General features: G+C 45.9%; 25 protein-coding genes. 11 read left to right on the top strand and 14 right to left on the bottom strand.

Annotated features, from left to right (window positions below):
- The 3 genes from L1D22_RS18510 to pfkA all read left to right on the top strand — a co-directional run.
- Nucleotides 1-384, top strand: a 384-nt coding sequence (locus L1D22_RS18510; RefSeq protein WP_239830808.1) for a transposase, incomplete at its 5' end; no start/stop codon positions are given.
- A gap of 159 nt (nucleotides 385-543) precedes the next feature.
- Complete coding sequence (gene fieF, locus L1D22_RS18505; protein WP_239830807.1) at nucleotides 544-1452, top strand: CDF family cation-efflux transporter FieF; 909 nt, start codon at nucleotides 544-546, stop codon at nucleotides 1450-1452.
- Nucleotides 1453-1769: 317 nt separating this feature from the next.
- Nucleotides 1770-2732 (top strand): 6-phosphofructokinase, encoded by a 963-nt coding sequence (gene pfkA / locus L1D22_RS18500; RefSeq protein ID WP_017630912.1) that lies wholly within the window; start codon nucleotides 1770-1772, stop codon nucleotides 2730-2732.
- Between the two features lie 370 nt (nucleotides 2733-3102).
- Here pfkA and L1D22_RS18495 read toward each other — a convergent pair whose 3' ends face one another.
- Together L1D22_RS18495 and tpiA are read right to left on the bottom strand one after the other, a co-directional pair.
- Complete coding sequence (locus L1D22_RS18495) at nucleotides 3103-3456, bottom strand: endonuclease domain-containing protein (RefSeq protein ID WP_239830806.1); 354 nt, start codon at nucleotides 3454-3456, stop codon at nucleotides 3103-3105.
- 142 nt (nucleotides 3457-3598) lie between these two features.
- A complete protein-coding gene (gene tpiA, locus L1D22_RS18490; RefSeq protein ID WP_086715832.1) occupies nucleotides 3599-4369 on the bottom strand; it encodes a triose-phosphate isomerase in 771 nt (256 codons plus the stop codon).
- A gap of 249 nt (nucleotides 4370-4618) precedes the next feature.
- On the opposite strand from tpiA, the gene L1D22_RS18485 reads away from it, so the two are divergent.
- Nucleotides 4619-4966 carry a 5-carboxymethyl-2-hydroxymuconate isomerase gene (locus L1D22_RS18485; RefSeq protein ID WP_176680545.1) on the top strand — a complete coding sequence of 116 codons (348 nt, stop codon included), beginning with the start codon at nucleotides 4619-4621 and terminating at the stop codon, nucleotides 4964-4966.
- Between the two features lie 77 nt (nucleotides 4967-5043).
- On the top strand, nucleotides 5044-5466 hold the full coding sequence (locus L1D22_RS18480; protein ID WP_239830805.1) for a DUF805 domain-containing protein: 423 nt from the start codon (nucleotides 5044-5046) through the stop codon (nucleotides 5464-5466).
- A gap of 99 nt (nucleotides 5467-5565) precedes the next feature.
- On the opposite strand, the gene L1D22_RS18475 is transcribed toward L1D22_RS18480, so the two are convergent.
- The 3 genes from L1D22_RS18475 to glpX form a co-directional block, all read right to left on the bottom strand.
- Nucleotides 5566-5913: a DUF3135 domain-containing protein gene (locus tag L1D22_RS18475; protein ID WP_239830804.1), complete on the bottom strand. Its 348-nt coding sequence runs from the start codon at nucleotides 5911-5913 to the stop codon at nucleotides 5566-5568.
- Between the two features lie 137 nt (nucleotides 5914-6050).
- The gene (locus L1D22_RS18470; RefSeq protein ID WP_239830803.1) at nucleotides 6051-6677 is read right to left on the bottom strand and encodes a metalloregulator ArsR/SmtB family transcription factor; all 627 of its coding nucleotides are present in this window, start codon (nucleotides 6675-6677) and stop codon (nucleotides 6051-6053) included.
- 182 nt (nucleotides 6678-6859) lie between these two features.
- On the bottom strand, nucleotides 6860-7867 hold the full coding sequence (glpX, locus tag L1D22_RS18465; protein ID WP_017630917.1) for a class II fructose-bisphosphatase: 1008 nt from the start codon (nucleotides 7865-7867) through the stop codon (nucleotides 6860-6862).
- A gap of 325 nt (nucleotides 7868-8192) precedes the next feature.
- Between glpX and zapB the strand changes: the two genes are divergently transcribed.
- Entirely contained in the window at nucleotides 8193-8435 is a 243-nt protein-coding gene (zapB, locus tag L1D22_RS18460) for a cell division protein ZapB (protein WP_239830802.1), read from the top strand.
- A 92-nt stretch (nucleotides 8436-8527) separates the two neighbouring features.
- Here the strand turns inward: zapB and rraA are convergent, their stop codons facing one another.
- From rraA to priA, 7 genes are all read right to left on the bottom strand, one after another.
- Nucleotides 8528-9043, bottom strand: a complete 516-nt coding sequence (gene rraA, locus L1D22_RS18455) for a ribonuclease E activity regulator RraA (protein WP_176680544.1) — start codon at nucleotides 9041-9043, stop codon at nucleotides 8528-8530.
- A gap of 73 nt (nucleotides 9044-9116) precedes the next feature.
- The gene (locus L1D22_RS18450) at nucleotides 9117-10034 is read right to left on the bottom strand and encodes a 1,4-dihydroxy-2-naphthoate polyprenyltransferase (protein WP_239830801.1); all 918 of its coding nucleotides are present in this window, start codon (nucleotides 10032-10034) and stop codon (nucleotides 9117-9119) included.
- 189 nt (nucleotides 10035-10223) lie between these two features.
- Nucleotides 10224-11564 (bottom strand): HslU--HslV peptidase ATPase subunit, encoded by a 1341-nt coding sequence (hslU, locus tag L1D22_RS18445; protein ID WP_239830800.1) that lies wholly within the window; start codon nucleotides 11562-11564, stop codon nucleotides 10224-10226.
- Between the two features lie 58 nt (nucleotides 11565-11622).
- Complete coding sequence (gene hslV / locus L1D22_RS18440; RefSeq protein WP_004729692.1) at nucleotides 11623-12171, bottom strand: ATP-dependent protease subunit HslV; 549 nt, start codon at nucleotides 12169-12171, stop codon at nucleotides 11623-11625.
- A gap of 218 nt (nucleotides 12172-12389) precedes the next feature.
- Entirely contained in the window at nucleotides 12390-12923 is a 534-nt protein-coding gene (gene ftsN / locus L1D22_RS18435) for a cell division protein FtsN (protein ID WP_239830799.1), read from the bottom strand.
- A 122-nt stretch (nucleotides 12924-13045) separates the two neighbouring features.
- Complete coding sequence (cytR, locus tag L1D22_RS18430) at nucleotides 13046-14050, bottom strand: DNA-binding transcriptional regulator CytR (protein WP_239830798.1); 1005 nt, start codon at nucleotides 14048-14050, stop codon at nucleotides 13046-13048.
- A gap of 240 nt (nucleotides 14051-14290) precedes the next feature.
- Nucleotides 14291-16492: a primosomal protein N' gene (gene priA, locus L1D22_RS18425; protein WP_239830797.1), complete on the bottom strand. Its 2202-nt coding sequence runs from the start codon at nucleotides 16490-16492 to the stop codon at nucleotides 14291-14293.
- A gap of 330 nt (nucleotides 16493-16822) precedes the next feature.
- On the opposite strand from priA, the gene rpmE reads away from it, so the two are divergent.
- Nucleotides 16823-17041, top strand: coding sequence for a 50S ribosomal protein L31 (gene rpmE / locus L1D22_RS18420; RefSeq protein WP_004737142.1), 219 nt, complete (start codon nucleotides 16823-16825; stop codon nucleotides 17039-17041).
- Between the two features lie 333 nt (nucleotides 17042-17374).
- On the top strand, nucleotides 17375-18667 hold the full coding sequence (locus L1D22_RS18415; protein ID WP_239830796.1) for a malic enzyme-like NAD(P)-binding protein: 1293 nt from the start codon (nucleotides 17375-17377) through the stop codon (nucleotides 18665-18667).
- Between the two features lie 173 nt (nucleotides 18668-18840).
- Here L1D22_RS18415 and metJ read toward each other — a convergent pair whose 3' ends face one another.
- Nucleotides 18841-19161, bottom strand: coding sequence for a met regulon transcriptional regulator MetJ (gene metJ, locus L1D22_RS18410; RefSeq protein WP_004415993.1), 321 nt, complete (start codon nucleotides 19159-19161; stop codon nucleotides 18841-18843).
- A 208-nt stretch (nucleotides 19162-19369) separates the two neighbouring features.
- On the opposite strand from metJ, the gene L1D22_RS18405 reads away from it, so the two are divergent.
- The 3 genes from L1D22_RS18405 to metF all read left to right on the top strand — a co-directional run bounded on the left by L1D22_RS18405 (nucleotide 19370) and on the right by metF (nucleotide 24141).
- On the top strand, nucleotides 19370-20551 hold the full coding sequence (locus L1D22_RS18405; protein ID WP_017632080.1) for an O-succinylhomoserine (thiol)-lyase: 1182 nt from the start codon (nucleotides 19370-19372) through the stop codon (nucleotides 20549-20551).
- Between the two features lie 2 nt (nucleotides 20552-20553).
- Nucleotides 20554-22965 (top strand): bifunctional aspartate kinase/homoserine dehydrogenase II, encoded by a 2412-nt coding sequence (locus tag L1D22_RS18400; RefSeq protein WP_239830795.1) that lies wholly within the window; start codon nucleotides 20554-20556, stop codon nucleotides 22963-22965.
- 276 nt (nucleotides 22966-23241) lie between these two features.
- The gene (gene metF, locus L1D22_RS18395) at nucleotides 23242-24141 is read left to right on the top strand and encodes a methylenetetrahydrofolate reductase (protein WP_004729683.1); all 900 of its coding nucleotides are present in this window, start codon (nucleotides 23242-23244) and stop codon (nucleotides 24139-24141) included.
- Nucleotides 24142-24330: 189 nt separating this feature from the next.
- Here metF and L1D22_RS18390 read toward each other — a convergent pair whose 3' ends face one another.
- Nucleotides 24331-24870 carry a PadR family transcriptional regulator gene (locus tag L1D22_RS18390; protein WP_017061141.1) on the bottom strand — a complete coding sequence of 180 codons (540 nt, stop codon included), beginning with the start codon at nucleotides 24868-24870 and terminating at the stop codon, nucleotides 24331-24333.
- Between the last annotated feature and the right edge of the window lie 8 nt (nucleotides 24871-24878).

Here is a 24878-nt window from a genome sequence, read left to right as displayed (position 1 = left end):
GCCGTGGATAGTGGTGGCCTGCCGATTTGCTTTGATTTATCAGAGGGACAACGCCACGATATAGTGCATGCCGAAAGCTTAGTTGAGCAACTCGATGAAGTTAATACCATCGTTTGTGATAAAGGATATGACAGCGAACCTTTCCGTACTTTTGTTAAGGAGTGTGGCGGAGAAACGGTAATTGCCAAACGCAATTATGGACAAGATATAGACAAAGGCAGTATGGATTGGTGTCTATACAAGTATCGTCACTTGGTCGAAAATGCCTTTGGGAGAATTAAGCATTATCGAGCTATTTCAAGTAGATATGACAAGCTAGAAAGGAATTATGCCAGCATGTTATCGCTGGCATTCATGTTAATGTGGCTACCGATGTATTGTTGAACGTAAAATGTACAGCAAAGATCAACACACCCTAGAAAGAAGCGGCCGTGTGCCGCTTTTTTTGATCCCTAAAAATGAATGTCTTACACCCTAGCTGTCATATTCAATTGGTTGTTTGCAGGTTATACTTTGTGCTATCAGTCACTTTATAGCCAAGTTATGAAACAAGAATACGCACGTTTAGTTACGCTCGCTGCTTGGGCAGCCACCACCATCGCCACTATTTTATTGATAGTGAAAGTCGCAGCATGGTGGGTGACAGGTTCTGTGAGTCTGTTGGCTTCCGTGGTCGATTCAATGTTGGATATCGCAGCGTCTGTCGTTAACCTCATCGTCGTTCGTTACTCTCTGCAGCCTGCCGACAAAGAACACACCTTTGGTCATGGTAAGGCCGAATCTCTTGCCGCATTAGCACAAGCGATGTTTATCTCAGGCTCGGCTTGTTTCCTCATTCTTAATGGTATTGAGCGCTTCTTCAGACCCCATGAACTGAACTCTCCAGAGATTGGTATCTACGTCAGCTTATTCGCGATAGCCATGACCTTCGGCTTGGTTCGATTCCAAAAACATGTGGTGAAGAAAACCGGTAGCCAAGCGATTGCCGCTGATTCACTGCACTATCAATCTGACCTTTATATGAATGCCGCTATCATGCTGGCACTGGCGTTAAGCTGGTTTGGTATTGGCCAAGCGGACTCTGTATTTGCGGTGGGTATCGGTATCTACATTCTTTACAGCGCTTATCAAATGGCGATGGAAGCGATTCAATCTCTGCTTGATCATAAGCTACCGGATGAAGAGCTAAAACAGATTAAAGAGGCATCGTTGAGCATCGAAGGCGTGTTGGGTGTGCATCAATTACGAACGCGTCGTTCGGGGCCAATTCGCTTCATTCAATTGCACTTAGAACTTGAAGATGAGATGCCACTTATTGAAGCGCATCGCATTTCTGACGAAGTTGAGGCCAAGCTTATCTCCGTATTCCCTGATGCTGATGTATTAATTCACCAGGATCCGTATTCGGTCGTATTTGGACCAGAGAAGCAGCAGAAATTCCACTCGTGGTAATGCGTGCTAAAAATTAGCTGGCAAATGGTAAGTGGGCGGCTTTTGAACTAGAGTGAGTAAAAATTACTAGTTCTTTGGTGATTCAAAAACCACCTTAGTAACAATTAATGTTGATTCTGATGTGAATCAACAAAGTTATTGAGTAAAACTGTAATACTCTTACAGAAGTAGAAATGTTACATAATTTTACGCGATTTAAGTGCTATTCCTGTTGAGGAAATGTAACATAACGCACAAATATAGATTTAAAATCTTGTTGATATACAATCAGCAAGAACAAGAATTGAATAATAGATTCCCAAAAATCGAGGGTGAGCATGATTAAGAAGATCGGTGTTTTGACCAGTGGTGGTGACGCTCCAGGTATGAACGCAGCAGTTCGCGGCGTTGTTCGTACTGCGTTATCAGTTGGCATTGAAGTTTACGGTATTTACGATGGCTACCAAGGCCTTGTTGAAGACCGTATCGAAAAGCTTGACCGTTCAAGCGTATCTGACGTAATCAACCGTGGTGGTACCTTCTTAGGTTCTGCACGTTTCCCTGAATTCAAAGACGTTGCTGTTCGTGAGAAAGGCATCGAGAATCTTAAGAAACACGGCATCGAAGCACTTGTTGTTATCGGTGGTGACGGTTCTTACATGGGTGCTAAGAAGCTAACTGAGATGGGTTACCCATGTATCGGTCTTCCAGGCACAATCGATAACGATATTGCAGGTACTGACTACACAATCGGTTACCTAACTGCGCTTAACACAGTTATCGATTCAATTGACCGCCTACGTGACACGTCTTCTTCTCACCAACGTATTTCTATTGTTGAAATCATGGGCCGTCACTGTGGTGACCTTACGCTTATGTCAGCAATCGCGGGTGGTTGTGAGTACATCATTACTCCAGAGACTGGCCTAGATAAAGAACAGCTTATCGGCAACATCCAAGATGGAATTGCTAAAGGTAAGAAGCACGCAATCATCGCTCTAACTGAGCTTATGATGGACGCGAACGAGCTTGCTAAAGAGATCGAAACAGCAACAGGTCGTGAGACTCGTGCTACGGTTCTTGGTCACATTCAACGTGGTGGTCGTCCTACTGCATTTGACCGTGTACTGGCTTCTCGTATGGGTAACTACGCTGTTCACCTTCTTCAAGAAGGTCACGGTGGTCGTTGTGTTGGTATCGAGAAAGAAGAACTTGTTCATCACGACATCATCGATTGTATCGAGAACATGCAGAACCCAGACCGTTCTGAGCTGTTCCGCGTTGCAGAAGAGTTGTTCTAAGCTACGCTTAGCGTTAGCTTAAAGAATTTAAAAACCGCTGATTTATCAGCGGTTTTTTTATACCTACCGTTCTTTTGATTAATTCTAAAATCCCCTCCTAGCCTTCCCTTTAGTCAGGTTTACAGATCCCTTTAGCTTTATTTGGAAAGGGGAGGAACAGTTCCGTAGTTGTTGGAACATATACCGCCTACAACAAATTCTATCTATCAGGGTAAGCTTTCCAATTCGCGATTCATGGAACATTTTATGGTCTCAGTTAGCCAAGAAATCTCAGTGAACAAAGAAAGTTCTCCCCCTTTATCCTAGATCGGTAGGGTAATCGGGAATGTTAAAATAAGGGGGAGTTAGAGGGGGATGTGTATATGGAATTTTATTTGGGGATTGAATTCATGATTTTCACCAAAACTTCCTCAAGGTTCTGATTAACCTCATTATTGGTAAAGCGAAGCATCTTGATTCCAAGTTTGTTTAAGTCTCGTGTGCGCTGATGATCGTAAGCTTGTGCTTGTTCTGAGAAGTGGCTATTACCATCTATTTCAATGGAGAGCTTTAGTTCGCAGCAGAAGAAATCTACGATGTATTTTTCAATGCTATGTTGTCTTCTAAATTTTACGCCAAGCTGCTTTCTTCTTATATAAAACCATAGTTTGCGTTCTGGTTGAGGCATGTTGTTTCGGAGTGTTTTGCGAAATGTGTTGAGCTGAGGTCGTGTATAAGTCTTCATAACGCAGTCCAATGAATAGAAGTGTTATTAAGTTACGAAGAGCTGGTGACAAAAGAGAGGCAGAAGAGGGTGGTGTTCGAGCGAGATCAAAAAAGGCCAACCTAAGTTGACCTTTCATTCAATTTAAACGGTGAAGTTTAAATTAAGCTTTTGCTTCAGCTGCTGCTTTAGCGATAGCTGCGAAACTTTTCGCGTCAAGAGCTGCGCCGCCAACTAGAGCACCGTCGATGTCTGGTTGTGCAAAGTAAGCTGCTGCGTTGTCTGGCTTAACAGAACCGCCGTATTGGATAACAACTTTCTTAGCAACTTCTTCAGATTTCTCTGCGATGTGTGCACGGATTTGAGCGTGGATGCGTTGCGCATCTTCAGCTGTAGCTGCTTTACCAGTACCGATTGCCCAGATTGGTTCGTAAGCGATGATAGCGCCTTCAAGAGCTTCAACACCTTGAGTGTTGATAACAGCGTCAAGTTGACGTGCACATACTGCAACAGTTTCGCCTGCTTCGTTTTGTGCTTCAGATTCACCGATACAAAGAACTGGAGTTAGGCCGTTCTCTTTTAGGAATGCGAATTTCTTAGCTACGAACTCGTCTGATTCGTTGTGATATTCACGACGCTCAGAGTGACCGATGATGATGTGAGATGCGCCGAACTCTTTAAGCATTGCTGGAGACATGTCGCCAGTGAATGCACCGCTGTTGTTTAGGTCAGAGTTTTGAGCACCTAGGATGATCGCGCTGCCCGCTTCAGTAAGCGTACGCTCTGCTAGATCAACGAAAAGTGCTGGTGGAGCAACTGCTACGTCTACGCCTGTTACGCCTTCAAGTTCAGCGTTAAGACCGTTTAGTAGATCAACAACCATTTCTTTGCTGCCGTTTAGTTTCCAGTTACCCATAACTACAGGATGACGCATAGGAATATCTCCAAAGTATTTAAATAAATCGAATGTAAAAAAGTAAACTTTATTACGAAATAATATAACAGATTAATATCAACAGATCATGACTGTGGTCATGACTTTCTTGGATCTTACTCAATGGTCAGAGTAGATTTTGAGCATATATCAGTGATCCGGCAGACAGAATAATAGCTAACTTCTCGGATTTTTCATCGTTAGTTGGTATTAAGGGACAAACGATTGCGTTAACAATAGGAAGTAATAATGCCGAATCTAGTTCTAGAGTACTCAAATTCAGTGGACGAGCGAGTGAATATCCAAGGTTTACTAGAAGATCTTCATAAAGTTGCATTAAACTGTGGCTTGTTTGATGTGCCTTCTGTGAAGTCGCGTTCACTGCGTTGTCATAACTGGCTAGTCGGTGATGAAGAAGACAGTGTGGATTTTATTCACATTAGCTTCGAGTTACTTTCAGGACGTACCGAAGAACAGAAAAGAGAACTGTCGCGTTCGTTAATGCAAACCTTACAAGAACAGGCGAGCCATATCCGCAGCCTAACGGTGAACATAAGAGATATGGACAAAAGCTGCTTTCAGAAAGTGATTAACTGATTAGCTTAATAAAAGTGATTAACGAGCAATTTGCTGCTAACTTTTTGGTAGCGTATTAATTTTTTGAGTATTTTTAGATGTCGATGAAAGATTTACTGCTCTCTTTCAAAGGGAGAATTGGTCGTAAGACTTACTGGGCGTGGAACATTTTCTACTACATTGCGATTACTGGTTTTGCTTCTGGCATTTCGGCTTTGTTCCCAGCGTACTCTTACATTCTATTACCAATCTTCCTACTGATGCTAGTTATCCCAGATCTTGCGGTAACCGCCAAGCGCTGGCACGACCGTAACAAATCGAACTACTGGTTACTGTTGAATGTGCCGCTGGTGTTAGGTCGTTTGGCTTCACCAATGGCTGCGACGACAACAGAGTCGGTATCGCCAGTTCATATGGTGGCAACCGTTGCAGCATTAGTGTGTGGCTTATGGATTCTGATTGAATGTGGCTTGATGAAAGGCACTGAAGGTCGCAATGATTACGGCGAAGATCCGGTGTAATCGCGGAATGATGAATGAACAAAAGGGAGCATTGCGCTCCCTTTTTTGTTTTATAACAGTCTGTTTATCACGTGTGTCTGCTGTTAACTTGTATCCGCTTTAATACATTTTCGGCTCTGTATTGGGTCTAAAAGGCACCACATTTTCTGGTAGAGTATCTTCAAAACCGCAGCGGCCTTCGAGTGCGTCTTGGAACTTACAGACCTGACAGCGCAACTCCTGCATAAGTACGACATTGGCATGGTGCGGATTCTTACAACGGCTAACCACTAAGTCGATGTGGCTTTGCTGAGCGCGGAGTCTGTCTTGCATGGTTTCAGAAGCCGAACAAATCATCTGTTCGCACATCTCGTGTTTGAATTGATTGAATGCTTTAGGATCGCTTTTCGCGAGTTGGACAAGTTCATCAAAGGGTGGCAGTTTTTGATCAGGTTGTGGATGTGCCATCATTCCTTCCTTAGCATTAAGCATGTTTCATATGCTTTAAGCTTAAGAAAGAATTCTGTACAAATTTTGTTCTATTGGGGTTTTCTCAATATTGAGACGAGATCAGTGGCTTAGCGCGAAGCTTTAGCTGCTTGGAATTACGATGAAGGCGTGGGTGTTAACGTGTAAGTGCAACGTCGCTCGCCAGCAATAATGTGCTCAGTGCGGCTTACGTGGCACTCGTCTTTGAGCAGCTCTGTGAAAACATTGAGCTCTGACTGGCATAGGCTAGGGCAGCGAGTCGCCGCCTTGCAGATAGGGCAGTGGTTTTCGATAAAAATGTAATGATCGTCATGCTCTTGAAGTTCTGCCATGTACCCCTCTTCTTCACGAAGTTGAGTGAGCTTTTCAAGTTTACTGATCAGGTCATTGCAGCCAGATAGGGCAGATTGATATTGCTTGAGGGTGTGCTGTTCACGTTCGGCTGCGACCTTTGCGAGCCCTTCTTTACCAAACAGGTTCTCGACCGCATCAATGACTTGAATCGTCAGTTCACCATGTCGGTCTGAAAACTGACCGTGGCCGTGTTGAGTAAGGGACCAATGACGAGTCGGGCGACCCACTTTTACTTTCACGTCATGAAACGCAAGAATGCCATCATCTTCCAGACTTTGCAGATGCTGCCTTGCACCCATTGTCGTCATGCCAAATTCTTCTGACAGTTGTTTCGCGGTTACCGCGCCTTGACGCTTAATGGTCTGTAAGATTTTGTCGCTTGTTTTCATACTATCCCTACCTCATGAACCTTACTATTATGAGGCAAGGTGTTTATAAAGCAAACCATTTACTATATTGACCGTAATTTACGCTTTGGACAGAAAGCAGGGCGCGATTGTCTTGAGCCAATAAAACAAAAGGCCGATACCAAGTATCAGCCTTTGTCTGTTCTGTTTAACCTAGTTTAGGTTTACAGGATGTGACCCACTACTTCAGGATCTTTACGCTCTAGGTAGTGGATTGATTTGATGCGGCGAATCGTGCGGCAGCGGCCACGGATAAGTAGCGTTTCTGTTGTCGCGATATTGCCTTGACGAGAAATGCCTTCTAGCAGGTCACCCTTAGTGATGCCTGTTGCTGAGAATACAACGTTGTCGCTGCGAGCCATGTCTTCCATCTTCAACACGATACCAGCGGTTACGCCCATTTCAGCACAACGCTCTAGTTCAAGTTCACCGTGTTTGCGGTTCTCTTCTGTGTCGCCTTTTACTTCGTGACGAGGAAGAAGACGACCGTGCATGTCACCGTCAAGTGCACGAATAACAGCAGCAGAAACCACACCTTCAGGTGCGCCGCCGATGCAGTACATGACGTCTACTTCGCTGTCTGGCATACAGGTTAGGATAGAAGCCGCAACATCACCATCTGGCACTGCGAATACACGAACGCCCATTGCTTGCATGTCGGCGATAACTTGATCATGACGTGGTTTAGCCAGTGTTGTTACAACCAGTGTATCCAGTGTTTTGCCCAGAGCCTTAGCAATGTTTTCTAGGTTTTCTTTCAGTGGCAGTTCTAGGTCAATAACGCCTTTAGCGCCAGGGCCTACAACTAGCTTTTCCATGTACATATCAGGCGCTTTAAGGAAGCTGCCTTTTTCGCCTGCAGCCAATACAGCCAATGCATTTGATTGGCCCATTGCTGTCATGCGTGTCCCTTCAATTGGGTCTACGGCGATGTCGACAGCGTCGCCGCCCACACCTACGTTTTCGCCGATGTATAGCATAGGTGCATCATCGATTTCACCTTCGCCAATAACAATCTCACCGCTAATTTCGGTTTTGTTAAGTAGGCTACGCATGACTTCTACAGCAGCGCCATCTGCAGCGTTTTTATCGCCACGGCCAAGCCACTTGTAACCAGCTAATGCTGCACCTTCTGTGACACGAGAGAATGACATTGCTAAATCGCGTTTCATGCGGACTCCAAAATTTTCAAAGGGGGGAATAGAAATTTCGCGGCGAATTTTACCATATCCAAAAGGAAACGTTTGCCTTTTTGTTTTTTCGGGATTGCTCTCGATCAATTTGCAGTGGAAAACCGCTAATATTCATCAAAATAATTGGTTTGCCGTTGTGGCAGTAATCATTCACGTCAATATTCGGTAAAAAGCGCTGTTTTTTTCATCGAATGGCGCAAAATATCGAATATATTGAGTGTTTATCCTTGCTCTGCTGAGTAGAATGGGGAAATAAGTGGAGTGAACCTTCACCATCAAACGGATAAACTAAAGGTAGGCCAGAATGTCTTTTGAAGTACTAGAGCAGCTAGAAGCAAAAATTCAAACAGCAGTAGATACAATTGCACTTCTTCAAATGGAAGTGGAAGAGCTTAAAGAAGAGAAACAAGCACTAGCAACAGAAGCTAGTGAGCTTAAAGCAAGCCGCCATGAGCTAGAGCAAAAAACTCAGCAGATGCAAGAAGAGCATTCAGCATGGCAAGATCGCATCCGTAACCTTCTAGGTAAAATGGATGAAGTAGAGTAATTGACTCTTCAGATTTAAAAAACGCCCGCTACTCAGTAGCGGGCGTTTTTGTTTGTATTCATAAGCTTTTTTAGTATTCAAAGCCGAGTGAGTTACTCGACCTCTTCTTCAACATCCAGATCCAGTTCTACATCTAGAGGTTCGGCAGAAAGAATAATGCCCGTGTTATCGGCGTAGAGGTAATCTTCCGGTAAGAAGGTTACGCTGCCAAAATTCACTGGTACGTCTATCTCACCGACACCTTCTTGGCTTGCACCAACCGGAATTGAAGCTAGGGCTTGGATGCCTAGGTTCATGTCTTCAAGTTCATCGACTTCGCGAACGCAGCCGTAAACCACAATCCCTTCCCACTCATTGTCTTCGGCAAGTAAGGCCATCTCAGCGTCGATCAGCGCTTTACGCAGTGAGCCGCCGCCATCGATTAACAACACACGTCCTAGACCATCTTGCTCTAATACCGAGCGAATCAAGGCGTTGTCTTCAAAGCACTTTAATGTCGTGATCTGTCCTGCGAAGGATGCACGTCCACCGAAGTTGCTGAACATTGGCTCCACGACATCAACTTGATCCAAATATATGTCGCACAGTGCTGAAGTGTTGTATTCCATTAGTATACCTTTTGAACAATGAGCTTACTTTGAGTATATCGGTGCTTGATCCCTTTGCAATGATTAGTCTCAATTAACTCAATAGAGTTTGAGCTACGACAACCCCTGCAAACAATAGGTTAGTGACCAATGAGCATTTCACAATCACAGGCATCATTGGCGCGATCTGTGCGGGTTTCTCTGTTTCCCAAACCGCCTTGCCATGCTTGTAGACAATAACAATGCTCAGTAAAAACGGCAGGCTGATCCAGACTGGCTTTTCTTGAATCAGTAGGTAAATAGCAAAAGAGACTAGGGCTAATCCAAGCAGCGCAAAGTGGTAGTGTTTGGCTTTACGTTGGCCAAGGCGAACCGCCATGGTGCGTTTGCCACATTCACTGTCGTTTTCAATGTCGCGCATGTTGTTGATATTAAGTACCGCAACCGCCATCAAGCCACAGCCTAATGCCGGAAGGAACAGGCTTGGTTCAACATGACCTGTGTGTAGGAAGTAAGTCCCCGATACACCTAACAAACCAAAGAAGATAAATACCGATAAGTCGCCAAGACCAATGTAACCATAAGGCTTATTACCCACGGTGTAAGCAATGGCTGCCACAATCGCTAATACGCCTAATGCGATGAAAGATAAGATACTTTCAATTGAGGTCAGCGCATGAAAAATCAGAATCAGCCCAGCAATCATGGTAAACACGATGTTGAGGATAATGGCTTGCTTCATGGTTTTAGCGGTGACCGCGCCAGACTGCATTGCACGTGTTGGACCCAGACGGCTTTCGTTGTCGGTGCCTTTTACTGCATCCCCGTAGTCGTTGGCTAGGTTCGACAGAATCTGTAATAGGGTGGCGGTTAAAAAAGCCAGTAGTGCTATCGATAAAGAAAACTGATCGCTGGCGAACGCTAAACTACTTCCTGTAAGAATAGAGACGAGTGCGAGAGGCAGAGTTTTCGGTCGTGCGGCATCAAGCCAAATCAGTAGAGATTGTTTCATCGTAGGTCTATTTCGTTGTAAGGACACCTTGATTAGCTGGGCGCCTATATTGTAAGTATTGGTTTCATGCAGTGATTTGAGTATACGCCCATTTTTCAGGTAATAAAAAGCCCACTCGAAAGTGGGCCTTGAATTCGCTTATTAGCTGCTATTTCTTTGAGATAGAGCAATAAGTTGGAGTTTCGTGTGCTACAGGATGAAGCGGCTTAGGTCTTCGTCTTCAACGAATTCACCAAGCTTCGAGTTTACGTAAGCTTCATCGATCATTAGCGTGCTACCAGCTTTGTCTGTTGCATCGAATGAAATCTCATCCATCAAACGTTCCATCACAGTGTGTAGACGACGTGCACCGATGTTCTCAGTGGTTTCGTTGACACGCCATGCTGCATCAGCGATCTGGTTGATGCCGTCTTCAGTAAACTCAATGCTCACATCTTCTGTTTTCATCAGGGCAATGTATTGCTCAGTCAGAGATGCTTTTGGTTCAGTCAGGATACGTTTGAAGTCATTCGCTGAAAGCGCTTCAAGTTCTACACGAATTGGCAGACGACCTTGTAGCTCAGGGATCAGGTCAGATGGCTTAGCCACTTGGAATGCACCTGATGTGATAAACAAGATGTGGTCCGTTTTCACCATGCCGTGCTTAGTTGATACAGTGCTGCCTTCGATAAGAGGCAGTAGGTCACGTTGAACACCTTCACGAGATACGTCTGGGCCTGAACTGTCGCCACGCTTACAGATTTTGTCGATCTCATCGATGAATACGATGCCATTGTTTTCAGCGTTGAAGATCGCGTTCTCTTTTAGCTCTTCCTGGTTCACAAGCTTCGAAGCTTCTTCTTCAGTCAGTGCTTTGAATGCGTCTTTGATTTTCATCTTACGCTTTTTCTTGGTGTCGCCCGCTAGGTTTTGGAACATGCCTTGCAGCTGGTTGGTCATCTCTTCCATGCCAGGAGGTGACATGATTTCAACGCCCATTTGCGGTGCGGCTACATCAACTTCGATCTCTTTGTCGTCTAGCTTACCTTCGCGCAGTTTCTTGCGGAAAATCTGACGAGTGTTTGAAGAGGTAGCATCTTCGTTTGATTGCTCGTTCTGACCCCAAGCATCGCGTGCTGGTGGCAGTAGGGCATCAAGAATACGTTCTTCAGCCTGTTCTTCAGCGCGGTACTGTACTTTTTCCATCGCTTGTTGGTGCGTCATCTTGATCGCAACGTCCGTTAGGTCACGGATGATGGTTTCAACTTCTTTGCCCACGTAGCCCACTTCGGTGAACTTAGTCGCTTCTACCTTGATGAACGGCGCGTTTGCTAGTTTCGCTAAGCGACGAGCAATTTCTGTCTTACCAACACCAGTTGGGCCGATCATCAGGATGTTTTTTGGTGATACCTCAACACGCAGGCTTTCTTCAAGCTGCATACGACGCCAGCGGTTACGCAGTGCGATAGCCACTGAACGCTTAGCGTTGTCTTGGCCGATAATGTGGCGATTGAGTTCGTGAACAATTTCGCGAGGAGTCATCTCAGACATGGTTTTTCCTTAATTCTTTAATCACTGTTGAATACAACGTTATTGATGGAAGCGATCGTTACTCTGGCTTTGGCAGCTCAACGGTGCTTTCTAGTTCTTCAATAGTGTGGTGATGGTTGGTGAAGACACAGATGTCGCCCGCAATGTTCAGCGACTTTTCTGCGATTTCACGCGCATCTAAATCAGTATTTTCTAATAGTGCAGTAGCTGCTGCTTGAGCGAAGTTACCGCCCGAACCGATCGCAATCAGGTCGTTCTCAGGTTGAACGACGTCACCGTTACCCGTAATGATCAGTGAAGCGGTTTCATCCGCTACCGCAAGCAGTGCTTCTAATTTACGTAGAGCACGGTCGCTACGCCAATCCTTCGCCAGCTCAACGGCAGCTTTGGTTAGGTGGCCTTGGTGCATTTGTAGCTTGCTTTCAAATTTTTCGAATAGCGTGAAAGCATCAGCGGTACCGCCAGCGAAACCTGCCAGTACTTTGTTGTTGTATAGGCGACGTACTTTGCGGGCATTGCCCTTCATTACAGTATTGCCTAGAGATACTTGTCCATCACCCGCGATGACGACTTTATTATTACGACGTACAGATACTATGGTAGTCACGAGTAGGGCCTCTTAATATTCTTATCTTTGGGTATAAAAAGTATATGAGGATGGCACTCGGATAATTCAAGGAAGGGCGAGTGATGTCGCGCAACTTATCGGTGGAAGTTGTAAGGAAATCTAGCGAAAGGGACTAAATAAAAGAAAACCTCCACAATGGGAGGCTTTCGGTGTTTGCTGCGACTCTAGCGGTTACACAACTGCACTATCGCTTATCACTACTCGGTATCTTTCCAAATAGCACAAGGTTCGATTTTCGCGCGCTGTAGCTTGTGGCGATCTCGCTCGGCATCACGCTTTAGCTTGTATGGTCCTAGAACCACGCGGTACCAGCTACTGCCGTCTTTCTTGCGGATTTCACTCGAGATACCTTGGAAGGCAATATCCAGTTTACGTGCTTCTGCCTGTGCTGAGGTTTTGTAAGCGCCACACTGCATGATGTAAGGGATCTTAGAGATCTCTTGCTCTTTGGCTTTTACTTCAATCTCGCGGCTCGGCAACGTTTCAACGTAGTCCCACTTCTCTTCTGGAGGTGGCGGAATCACTTTCGCTGGTTTTGGCTTCGGTTTGCTCACTACTGGAGCCGGCGCTGGTGGCTCAGGATCATTACTCAATAAGTAAAGTCCGTAACCAAATCCACCAACAAGGAGGATCGCCAAAAGACCACTACGCCACGGTTTACGGCGAGGGGCTTGCTTTTTGGTCGGTCTCTTCGTGCCACGACCGCGCTTTACATAATCTCTATTAGCCACAAGACAATTCAGTAGTTGGTAATTCTGCTCTCATGGTAATCCAGATTGCGCGAGGATAATAGTGCAGAAATGGAAGCGGCACATCAAAATGTGCCGCAGATTTATATCGGTATTTCTAAGGCTTACATTCGAGGTGGCGCAGTACTGCCTCGAACCACTAACTTGGCTTCAAGCAGACGAGAACCTGCTTGCACATCGTTGCCTTTCAGTAGATCCAGCATCATCAACATCGCTTGGCGTCCAATCTCGTAACGAGGTTGAGAAATGGTGGTTAGCGGTGGATCGCAGTATTGGGCGAATTGAATGTCATCGAAGCCAACAATTGATAAGTCTTGAGGAACACGTAAACCTAATTTCTTCGCTTCTTGAATCGCACCTATAGCCATCGCATCGTTGTGACAGAAGATAGCGGTTGGTTGTTCAGGCAGTGCCAATAATTGACGAACCGCTTGAGCACCGGCTTCAAAAGTGAAGTCGCCAACTGTGCTGTAGGCTGGGTTCATTGCTACACCTGCACGACGCAGTGCTTGTTGGTAACCTTGTTGGCGGAACTTACACAGAGTTGCTGATACTGGGCCTGAGATTTGAGCGATACGTTTATGACCTAACTGCGCTAAGTAGTTAACCGCTTCAAAGGCAGAGGTCAGGTTATCAATGTGTACCGTAGGCAGTTCAAGCTCAGGGGCAAACTCACACGCCATCACCATCGGTGGTAAGTTCTTTTGTTCAGACTTACTGACATCAAATGGGTGGTCAGTGCCAAGCAGTAGCATGCCGTCAGCTTGTTTAGTGAAAACTAAGTTAACAAACGAAGACTCACGCTTCTTTTGTTGGCCGCTATCACCCAGTAAGACAAGGTAGTCATTTTCTACTGCGGCATCTTCGATACCACGAATGATCTCAGCGAAATAAGGGTCACAGATATCAGGAACGATAGTGATGATGGTTTTTGATTCGTTGCGACGTAAATTTCTAGCTAATGTATTGGGTGAGTATCCAGCTTCAAGTACTGCTGCTTCCACTCGTTTACGAGTCGAAACTGAGACTTTCTCAGGGTTCATCAATGCACGTGATACCGTGGCTGTTGAGACGCCTGCTAGCTGGGCAACATCCTTCATTGTCGCCATAAATTAAACCCTCTTTTAAGTTCCTTTGCTGCCTAAGTATCTAAGGCGTGAATGATAAATGTAATCGAATAGATATTGTGAAAGTGTTGCTAACACTTTTTTTATTGCAATATTTTATTCGTTTAATCTGTGTAAAGTTACGGCTAGATTAACAAAAATTACATGACTAGTGTGAAGTTGCTCACGAGAAACATGAAATATTTGTGAACAAACTTATCATTAGTTTTAACCCAAGTGGGTTTAGCTCAAATCTTGCGGCTCAATATCGAGTGACCAGCGCACTTTTTTCGCAGCGGGTAACATATTGATGGCCGGCTTGGCACTCATTAATAGCTTCTGCATTAACGAGCGCGTCTGAGTTTGTAAGATTAACTGCCAACGAGATTTGCCCGCTCGTTTGGCTAATGGCGCAGGAGTTGGCCCCAACACTATGCAATATTGGTCGAACAGTGGATGTGATTCCAATGTATGGCGCACTTGACGTAAGAACTCTTCCACCAAGCGCGTGTCATTTGCTTCAGCTCTAAATAGCGTCATGAACGTATAAGGAGGCAACATCGCTTGTTTGCGTTCTGCTAAAGCAGTCTGAGCAAAGTGGTTGTAGTCTTTGTGTAGCAGCGCCTGCAGTAACCCATGTTCTGGATGATGCGTTTGTAATATCACTTCACCGGGTTTGCTTGCACGGCCTGCACGTCCAGCGACTTGTATAAACAACTGAGCAAGGCGTTCAGACGCTCGGAAATCACTGCTATATAAAGAGCCATCGACATCCAATAACGCCACAAGTGTCACGTCAGGGAAGTGATGACCCTTGGCCAGCATCTGTGTACCAATCAGGATTTGGTATTCGCCCTTACGAATCGACTCTAATGCGCTTTCTAAGCTGCCTTTACGGCGGGTGCTGTCGCGGTCAATACGTATGGTTTTGTATTCAGGGAATAGCTGACCAAGCTGCGCTTCAAGCTGTTCAGTACCCACACCTACCGTCACCAAGTTAGCAGAACCACAACCTTGGCAGTTGTGCACGATATGCTGCTGTGAGCCACAGTGGTGGCAACGCATTTCATTGCTGTATTGGTGATAGGTGTAGTAGGCATCGCAGCGTTTACACTCAGCTGTCCACCCACAGTCGTGACACATCAATGCCGGAGAAAACCCACGACGATTTAGGAACAACATCACTTGGTTGCCGGCTTTCAGGTGTCGTTGCATCTCGGCAATGAGTGATGCCGATAAACCACTTTCCAGATATTCGCCTTTTACATCTAACACTTTGTTGGTGGTCGGCAGTGCGACCCCCGCACGTGAAGTAAGGGTGAGGTAGCTGTATTTGCCTATCTGAGCATTATGCAGCGTTTCAAAAGCGGGTGTTGCTGAACCTAACACAACTGGAATCTGTGCTTTGTGAGCACGCATGATCGCGACATCACGAGCGTGGTAGCGCAGACTGTCTTGTTGTTTATAAGAGGCATCGTGCTCTTCATCGACAATGATAATGCCCAAATCCGAAAACGGTGTGAACAGGGCGGAACGGGTACCAATTACAATGCCCGCTATTTTATCGCGCGCCGATAACCACGCATTCAGTCGCTCAGAATCGTTTAACCCAGAGTGGATAACCTCAACAGGCACATTAAAGCGTCGTTTAAAGCGATTGATGGTCTGTGGAGTGAGGCCTATTTCAGGTACCAAGACCAAAGCCTGTTTACCCTTATCGAGTATTGGCTTGATCATATTCAGATAGACCTCTGTCTTACCTGAGCCGGTAACGCCCTCTAATAAGAAGCAGCCAAAGTCAGTCTGGCTATTGACTGTCGCGATCGCGATAGCTTGTTCTGCATTGAGCTTAGGTTTGTCTAGGTCGTTTTCTAGGTCGGTAGGCCACGGCTGGCGCTTCGGCTTTTTCTCAACCGATTCAATCCAGCCTTTTTCTTCTAGCGTCTTGAGTACTGCGCTGCCAACCTCTTCATCAATGAACTCTTGATGAGGAACGGGGCCGTGCTCAAGCATGTGCATCACTTTGGCTTGCTTAACAGCACGACCAAAGCCTTGCATCAGTTGGTCTCGACCTGATGGTGTCAGTTGCCATTCGACCAGTGTCGCGAAGTCGGCCGCTTTGCCTTTGCGTAACGCACTCGGTAGGGCATTGGCAAAGGTTTCACCTAATGGGTATTGATAGAACTGACTGCACCACGTTAACAGTGAGTAGACAGATTCAGGCCAAACAGGTTGGTTATCCAATAGCGCTTTAATTGGCTTGAGCTTGTCTAGCTCGAATTCGGATTCGTTAACCAGAGCCGTAACTATTCCAGTTAAGGTTTGTCGTCCAAAAGGCACAGAGACTCGTCCACCAATAATCGGAAATAGGTGGTTTGGAATCTTGTAATCGAACTGCTTGTCGAGTGGAACAGGCAGTGCCACACGGGCAATCATTGGACGCATAAAGGGACGGCTTTATCTGAGTTGACGAGAGCGAACAGTCTAAAGGATAAGGCGGTTAAATTCGAGAAGCAGTTTGAATGTGATGTGGCAGAGAAGCGGGTGAGGTTGGGGCAAGCCAAGAATCACAGTCAGCAAAGGAAATAATGCCGATATTGGCGAAAAATGTATCAAATCAGTTGATCCTACTTCACAGATTCATTACTATACTGCGCCTTAAAGGTATGGCTTCGTCGCGCTTTAGTGATGAGCGGTGTCTTTATTTCTTTTTTAAACTACGTGTGGTGTGCGGCTTAGAATCGTATAGCGACACGGCCTACTTGAGGTTATCCCATGAAAGCTGGAATCCACCCAGAATACAAAGCAGTTACTGCTACTTGTTCTTGCGGCAACACTTTTGAGTTCAACTCAACGCTAGCAAAAGAATCAATCCACCTAGACGTATGTGACAAATGTCACCCGTTCTACACTGGTAAGCAACGTATCGTAGATACAGGCGGCCGTGTTGATCGCTTCAACAAGCGTTTCGGTGCTCTTTCTAGCAAGAAGTAATTCTCGCTATTTAGACATAAAAAGGACACTTCGGTGTCCTTTTTTGTTGTCTGAAATCCGATAAAACACAGACTTTCACCTCAAGCTTTCACTCTCTTCAACAATAAGCTGCTTAACTGAATATTATCGGGTCATTCTTGGCTTATCGCTCACCACTGTAAATCCGCGTGAAAGTTCAACAAGCGATAGTAATTTCAACTGCTCACTGGTCTTATTAGTAGTGAAATCTCGTTTTTTAATGAGACAGAGGCTTCAACCACCTAGGAACTTTGAAGTACATCCATTAACATGAACAAGATCCCCCAAATAATAATATCCTAGGAACCTACACCTATGTCTGAAGACAGCAGCCAAGCTCAATCCTCTCAAGAATCTTTATCGCCTCAAGAACAATTCCGTCAGCAAGCTCTTGATTATCATGAGTTCCCGATTCCAGGCAAAATTGCCGTAGAACTGACGAAGCCTGCAAACTCTGCAGAAGACCTAGCACTTGCATACAGCCCAGGCGTGGCTGAGCCTGTTCGCGAGATCGCACAGAACGTTGATAACGTCTATAAGTACACAGGTAAGGGCAACATGGTTGCTGTTATCTCTAACGGTACAGCGATTCTTGGCCTAGGTAACCTTGGTCCTATTGCCTCTAAACCAGTTATGGAAGGTAAAGCGCTACTGTTTAAGCGTTTTGCTGGTTTAGATTCTATCGATATTGAAGTAAAACACCGCACAATCGATGAGTTCGTTGATACAGTTGCGAACATTGCAGATACATTCGGCGGTATTAACCTAGAAGACATCAAAGCACCAGACTGTTTTGAGATTGAACGTCGTCTGATTGAGCGTTGTGATGTACCAGTATTCCACGATGACCAACACGGTACTGCGATTGTAACAGCAGCAGGTATGTTGAACGCGATCGAGCTTCAAGGCAAGAAGCTAGAAGAGTGTAAGATCGTTTGTTTAGGTGCTGGCGCAGCAGCGGTTGCATGTATGGAACTACTGATTAAGTGTGGCGCTCAGCGTGAGAAGATCTACATGCTTGACCGTAAAGGTGTGATCCACACTCGTCGTGACGACCTGAATGAATATAAAGAGTTGTTCGCAAACAACACTGATAAGCGCACGCTTGAAGATGTTATCGAAGGCGCTGACCTGTTCTTGGGTGTATCGGGTCCTAACCTGCTTCCAGCTGAAGCACTAACGCTAATGGCAGATAAGCCAGTTGTGTTTGCATGTTCAAACCCAGATCCAGAGATCAAGCCAGAACTTGCTCACGAAGTTCGTTCTGACCTTATCATGGGTACAGGCCGCAGTGATTACCCTAACCAAGTAAACAACGTACTTTGTTTCCCATTCATTTTCCGTGGTGCGCTAGATGTGCGTGCAAGCGAAATCAATGACGAAATGAAGCTAGCGGCGGTGAAAGCGATTCGTGAACTGGCGAAAGAAGCAGTTCCGGCCGAAGTATTGGCTGCAGCGGGTGAGTCTGCGCTGGAGTTTGGTAAAGATTACATTATTCCTAAGCCAATGGACCCACGTTTACTTCCTCGCGTAGCAAAAGCAGTAGCGGAAGCGGCTGTTGAGTCTGGCGTTGCTCGTATCGAGATGCCTGCTAACTATATGGCTTAATAGCTCGTTATAGCTACTGCTCTATTGAGCGAAAAGAATAATAAAAAACCGACTCATCTGGAGTCGGTTTTTTATGTCTATCATTCATAGCGCAGTCATAAAAACAATGCACGATGTGATCAATAAGGTTCAGCTAGAGCGAATCAATAATGAAGGCAGTGACTGAGTTGTTTTTATTCTTCGTCAAATGCTTCGAACTCGATACCCATCTCTGTCATCAGTTTTTTCACTTCAGCAGGAATATCGTCTGGGCGGTCTTTACGAAGGTCTTCATCCGTTGGTAGTGGTTGGCCTGTGTACGCATGTAGAAAGGCTTCGCACAGTAGCTCACTGTTTGTTGCATGGCGTAGGTTGTTAATCTGGCGGCGAGTACGCTCGTCAGTTAGAACCTTTAACACTTTTAGAGGGATAGAAACTGTAATTTTCTTTACTTGTTCGCTTTTCTTTCCATGCTCAGCATATGGGCTTATGTATTCACCATTCCAGTCGGCCATTGCGTACCTTCATCACTTTAGTTGTTAGAATAAATTAATAGTGGTGATTTTAGCGGGATTTACCGCCATAAGCAAAGACATATAGACGTCTAGAAGTGTTGACGTCTCACGTTTATGAAAGTAAAGTGAATAACATATATCTAACACAGCCGCAAAATGCCGACAAGCAGCTGTGATTCTCAGACGAAAAACTTGTAAGGAAGCACCTATGAGCAGCCGGAAGCCAGCAACAATCGCAGTACGTACTGGTATCGAGTCAGACACGCAACACCATGCCGTTGTCCCACCTATTTATCTTTCGACTAACTATGGGTTTCCCGCTTTTGGTGAAGTGCCAAAGTACGATTACACCCGTTCTGGTAACCCAAATCGCGGTTTATTAGAAACGGCACTGTTTGAGCTTGAATCGGGCAAAGGCGCGGTTGTCACTAACTGTGGTACCTCGGCGCTAAACTTATGGGTTTCTGCTTTTCTAGGTGGCGATGATCTTATTATCGCGCCACACGACTGCTACGGTGGTACTTACCGTCTGTTTAACACACGCTCACTTAAAGGTGACTTCAAAGTTCTGTTTGTTGATCAATCGGATCAAGCCGCGCTGGATGCGGCGATCGCGCTTAAGCCAAAGTTGATCTTAATTGAAACACCATCGAATCCTTTGGTTCGTGTGGTTGATATTGCAGAAACTTGTCGTAAAGCGAAAGAGGTTGGTGCTCTGGTTGCTGTCGACAACACGTTTTTGACTCCAGTGTTCCAAAAGCCTTTAGAGCTGGGTGCGGATTTTGTTATCCACTCAACCACTAAGTACATCAACGGACACTCGGACGTTATTGGTGGCGTTGTGGTCACCAAAACTGAAGAGCACGCTGAAGAGCTAGCGTGGTGGGGTAACTGTATTGGTGCGACCGGCACACCATTTGATAGCTACATGACTCTACGTGGTATTCGTACGCTAGGTGCGCGTATGCGAGTTCACGAAGAGAGTTCACGTGAAATTCTTGCGTCTCTGCAGCAGCAAGATCTCGTTGGTACTATTTACCACCCAAGCCTTCCTGAACATCCGGGTCATGATATCGCGAAGAAGCAGCAGTCTGGCTTTGGCTCAATGCTGAGCTTCGAGTTTGCAGGCTCATTCGAGGCGCTTAAGTACTTTGTCGATAAGTTAGAGCTGTTCTCTTTGGCGGAGTCGCTGGGCGGTGTTGAAAGCTTGATTTGTCACCCTGCGTCGATGACGCACCGTGCGATGGGTGAAGAAGCACTGGCAGAAGCGGGCGTTTCTCAACAGTTATTGCGTCTTTCTGTTGGCCTTGAAGATGCTGAAGACTTGATTGATGACCTCAAGCAAGCGTTTGAAAAGACACAAGGCTTTATCGCTGAAGGGGAGGGTTAATAATGGCAACCTTTCGCCAGCTACATAAATTTGGTGGCAGCAGCTTAGCGAATCCTGAGTGTTACCAGCGCGTGGTCAACATTCTTAGAGAATACTCATCAGCCACTGACTTGGTCGTGGTATCGGCAGCGGGTAAAACAACTAACCGCTTGATTGAGTTTGTTGAAGCGCTCGACAAAGATGGTCGTATCGCCCATGAATGTTTGCAAGCACTTCGTCAGTTCCAACTTGAGCTGATTGAAGCGCTGCTTGAAGGTGAGTCTGCGGCTCAGCTAACGGCCACCATTCAACAAGAATTTACCGCTTTGGGTGAGCTAATGGCTCCTTTAAGCGAAGCGCAAAAAGCACAAGTACTAGGACATGGTGAGGTTTGGTCTTCACGTCTATTAGCCGCTTTGTTGTGCCAACATGATTTACAAGCGGTAGCTCAAGATGCACGGGCCTTTTTGCGTGCAGAAGTAGGTGCTCAACCTGAAGTTGACCGCGCACGTTCTTATCCTCTGATTAAAGAAGCCTTGGCGCAGCATGCACATTGCCGCGTCGTGATTACTGGCTTTATGGCTCAAAACACTGAAGGTGAAACGGTACTACTTGGCCGTAACGGTTCGGATTACTCTGCAACTGTGATTGGTGCTTTGGCTGAGGTTGAACGCGTAACAATTTGGAGTGATGTAGCTGGTGTATACAGCGCTGACCCTCGTTTGGTTTCGGATGCATGCTTACTACCTCTGCTTCGCCTTGATGAAGCGAGTGAGTTAGCTCGTTTAGCGGCTCCAGTGCTTCACAGCCGAACGCTACAGCCTGTAGCTCAAAGTGCTATGGACTTAAGCTTACGCTGTAGCTATCAGCCAGAGGCGGGCTCTACACAGATAGAACGTGTACTGGCATCGGGTCGTGGCGCGAAAATCATTACCTCTTTAGATGAAGTGCTTATCGTACAGCTGACGTTTGGTCACGGCCATGATTTTGACCGTCTAGAGAGTGAAGTGCTTGAAGGGCTTAAGCGTGCTCAACTTGAGCCGCTTGCTTATGAGCTTGAACCGGATCAACACTGCCTGCGTCTTGCTTATACAGAAGAGATCGCTGGTGGCGCTTTAGAATATCTACAAGACCACGCGATTGAAGCTGAGATTAAGCTTAAAGAGGGTTTCTCTTTGATTGCTGCCGTGGGTGCTGGCGTGACTAAGAATCCGAACCACTGTTACGGTTTCTACCAACAGCTTAAGAGCTCGCCGGTTGAATTCATCTCAGAAGCTAACTCTGGCTTGAGCTTAGTGGCAGTGATTCGCAAGAGTGAAACATCAAGCCTAGTGAAAGGCATTCACTCTCAACTATTCCAAGCGCAGAAGCGTGTTGCGATTGCTTTATGTGGTAAGGGCAACATTGGTTCAAGCTGGTTGAGCCTGTTTGCTGAGCAAAAAGCGGAACTCGAAAAACGTCGTGGAATGAACTTTGAATTGGTTGCCGTGGTTGATAGCCAAACCTATTGGTTCGATGACCAAGGTATTGATGCGACTTCGGTAGGTAAGCGCTTTGACGACGAAGCGATTGCCAACAATGGTAACGACTGGTTAGAGCGTTTGGGCTCTATTCAGGGTTACGATGAAGCCGTGGTTCTGGATGTGACTGCGAGCCCGGTACTTGCAGCAAAATATCTGCAAATCGCCCAACAAGGTATTCACCTGATTTCGGCGAACAAGGTGGCAGGCTCTGCATCAAGCGAGTATTACCATCAGGTACAAGATGCCTTCGCGAAGATCAGCCGTCATTGGTTGTACAACGCGACCGTTGGTGCAGGTTTGCCGATTAACCACACGGTACGTGACTTGCGTGAAAGTGGCGATGACATCATTGCGTTGTCTGGTATTTTTTCGGGCACGTTGTCTTGGTTGTTCCAACAGTTTGATGGCACCGTGCCGTTCAGTGAGTTGGTCGACTTAGCATGGCAACAAGGCCTGACTGAACCTGACCCTCGTGCTGACCTAGATGGTTCAGACGTGATGCGTAAGCTGGTGATTCTGGCGCGTGAATCGGGCTTGGACATCGAGCCTGAAAACGTAAAAGTGGAATCATTGGTACCTGAAGAGTTGCAAGACCTGTCGGTAGATGACTTCTTTGATAAGGCTTCTGTACTGAGTGAAGAGTTAGCTGAACGTTTAGAGAAAGCGCACTCTCAACAAAAGGTTCTGCGTTACGTTGCGCGTTTAGAGAAGAATGGTAAGGCAACCGTAGGCGTTGAAGCCCTATCTAAAGAACACGCCCTAGCGAACTTGCTGCCTTGCGATAATATCTTTGCGATTGAGAGCAAGTGGTACAAAGATAATCCATTGGTTATTCGTGGCCCGGGTGCAGGTCGTGAAGTAACGGCAGGTGCAATTCAATCAGACCTAAACAGAATGTCTAGTTTGTTCTGATACTCAGATCGGTTGGTTTAGCGTCTAAATGGCATACTATTCACTAAGATAAATAAGGCTGAAAGCACGATGTGTTTTTCAGCCTTTTTTCTACATTATTTCTGCTTTGCGAGTCATCTAACTACTTGAGTTTTACTCACGATCTACTTGAGAAAAATTCACAATGGATCTGTTGACATTAAATCGTATTCAATACATCCTACAGACATATAGACGTCTAAACGTCGTTTAAGGATTTGAGATTTTAGTGGTCGCTTTTGCCACAGGGAGAGTAAGATGGGATACACACACGCTAGTCATATCGACGCTTTAAATCAGAATATCGCTGAGCTTTCTGACAACATCAATGTGTCATTTGAGTTTTTTCCACCAAGCAGTGAGAAGATGGAAGAGACCCTGTGGAATTCTGTTCACCGTCTTAAAACACTTCAGCCAAAATTTGTATCAGTAACCTACGGTGCAAACTCGGGTGAACGTGATCGTACCCACTCAATCATTAAAGAAATCAAAAACCAAACAGGTCTAGTCGCAGCGCCACACCTAACGTGTATTGATGCGAGCCGTGAAGAGCTGATTCAGATCGCCGACGATTACTGGGCGAATGGTATCGAGAGCATTGTTGCGCTGCGTGGTGATATTCCAGCAGGCGGCGGCGCGCCAGAGATGTACGCATCTGACCTAGTTGAGCTACTAAAATCTCGTCACGACTTTGATATCTCAGTGGCGGCATTCCCAGAGGTTCACCCTGAAGCAAAAAGCGCTCAATCGGATCTTATTAACCTAAAACGTAAAGTGGATGCCGGTGCTAACCGTGCCATCACTCAGTTCTTCTTTGATGTAGAGAGCTACCTACGCTTTCGTGACCGCTGTGTGGCGGCAGGTGTGGATGTTGAGATTGTACCGGGCATCCTACCGGTTTCTAACTTCAAGCAAGCGTCTCGCTTTGCTGCGATGAACAACGTAAAAGTACCAGGCTGGATGGCGAAGCAGTTTGAAGGTTTGGATGATGATCCAACGACTCGCCAGCTTGTTGGTGCTAGCCAAGCGATTGATATGGTTCGTACACTGAGCCGCGAAGGTGTGAAAGACTTCCACTTCTACACGCTAAACCGTGCAGAAATGACTTACGCACTTTGCCACACATTAGGTGTTCGTCCGCAAGTCGCTGCGCTTTAAGTAAAGTCTAAGAAGTAAAGCCTAAGCGCTTGTAAAAAGCCTCTGGCTGTAAAATTTCAAATCCTATAGATACAAAAAAGGCTTGGACTCTAAGAGTTCAAGCCTTTTGCTTTTCTAGCTTCTAGCTTCTAGCTTCTAGCTTCTAGCTTCTAGCTTCTAGCTTCTAGCTTCTAGCTTCTAGCTTCTAGCTTAAGCAAGAGCGCCAAGTTCAAGCAGTACTTCTTCAGCCCATACAATCCATGCTTCACGGATAAGTAGGTTACGACGAAGAGTAAGACGCTCAAGGCGTGCTTGCTTGTCTAGTGTTGATGGCGTTGCGTAGTAAGCCGCTTCGATTTCACGGTAGTGAGAAACCAGTTTGCGAGACTCTTCTACTAGCTCAGCAAGTTGTACACGGTAAGCGTCAGAAGGTTGTACAGCGCAAGCCATTAGCTTAGCTGAGAACTCGTCACGAACGGTTGGGTGTGCAGTTGGTTGTTCAAACCATTCACCTAGCGCGCCACGGCCAGCATCAGTGATAGAGTAAACTTTACGATCAGGTTTGCCTTCTTGAGGCTCAAGCACGCAAGTTACCTGGTCGTTCTGAGCCATTTTATTTAGCTCGCGGTAAACTTGTTGGTGGCTAGCTTTCCAGAAGTAACCAATGCTTGCGGAGAATTCTTTTGTGATATCGTAACCAGTAGCATCGCGTGTACTTAAAACGGTTAGAATTACGTGTGGTAATGACATGTCTGAAA

Source organism: Vibrio sp. Isolate34, from assembly GCF_022397915.1.
Taxonomy (GTDB): Bacteria; Pseudomonadota; Gammaproteobacteria; order Enterobacterales; family Vibrionaceae; genus Vibrio.
The sequence above is the reverse complement of the archived record's forward strand: the minus strand, read 5'-3'. Positions and strand labels throughout refer to the sequence as shown.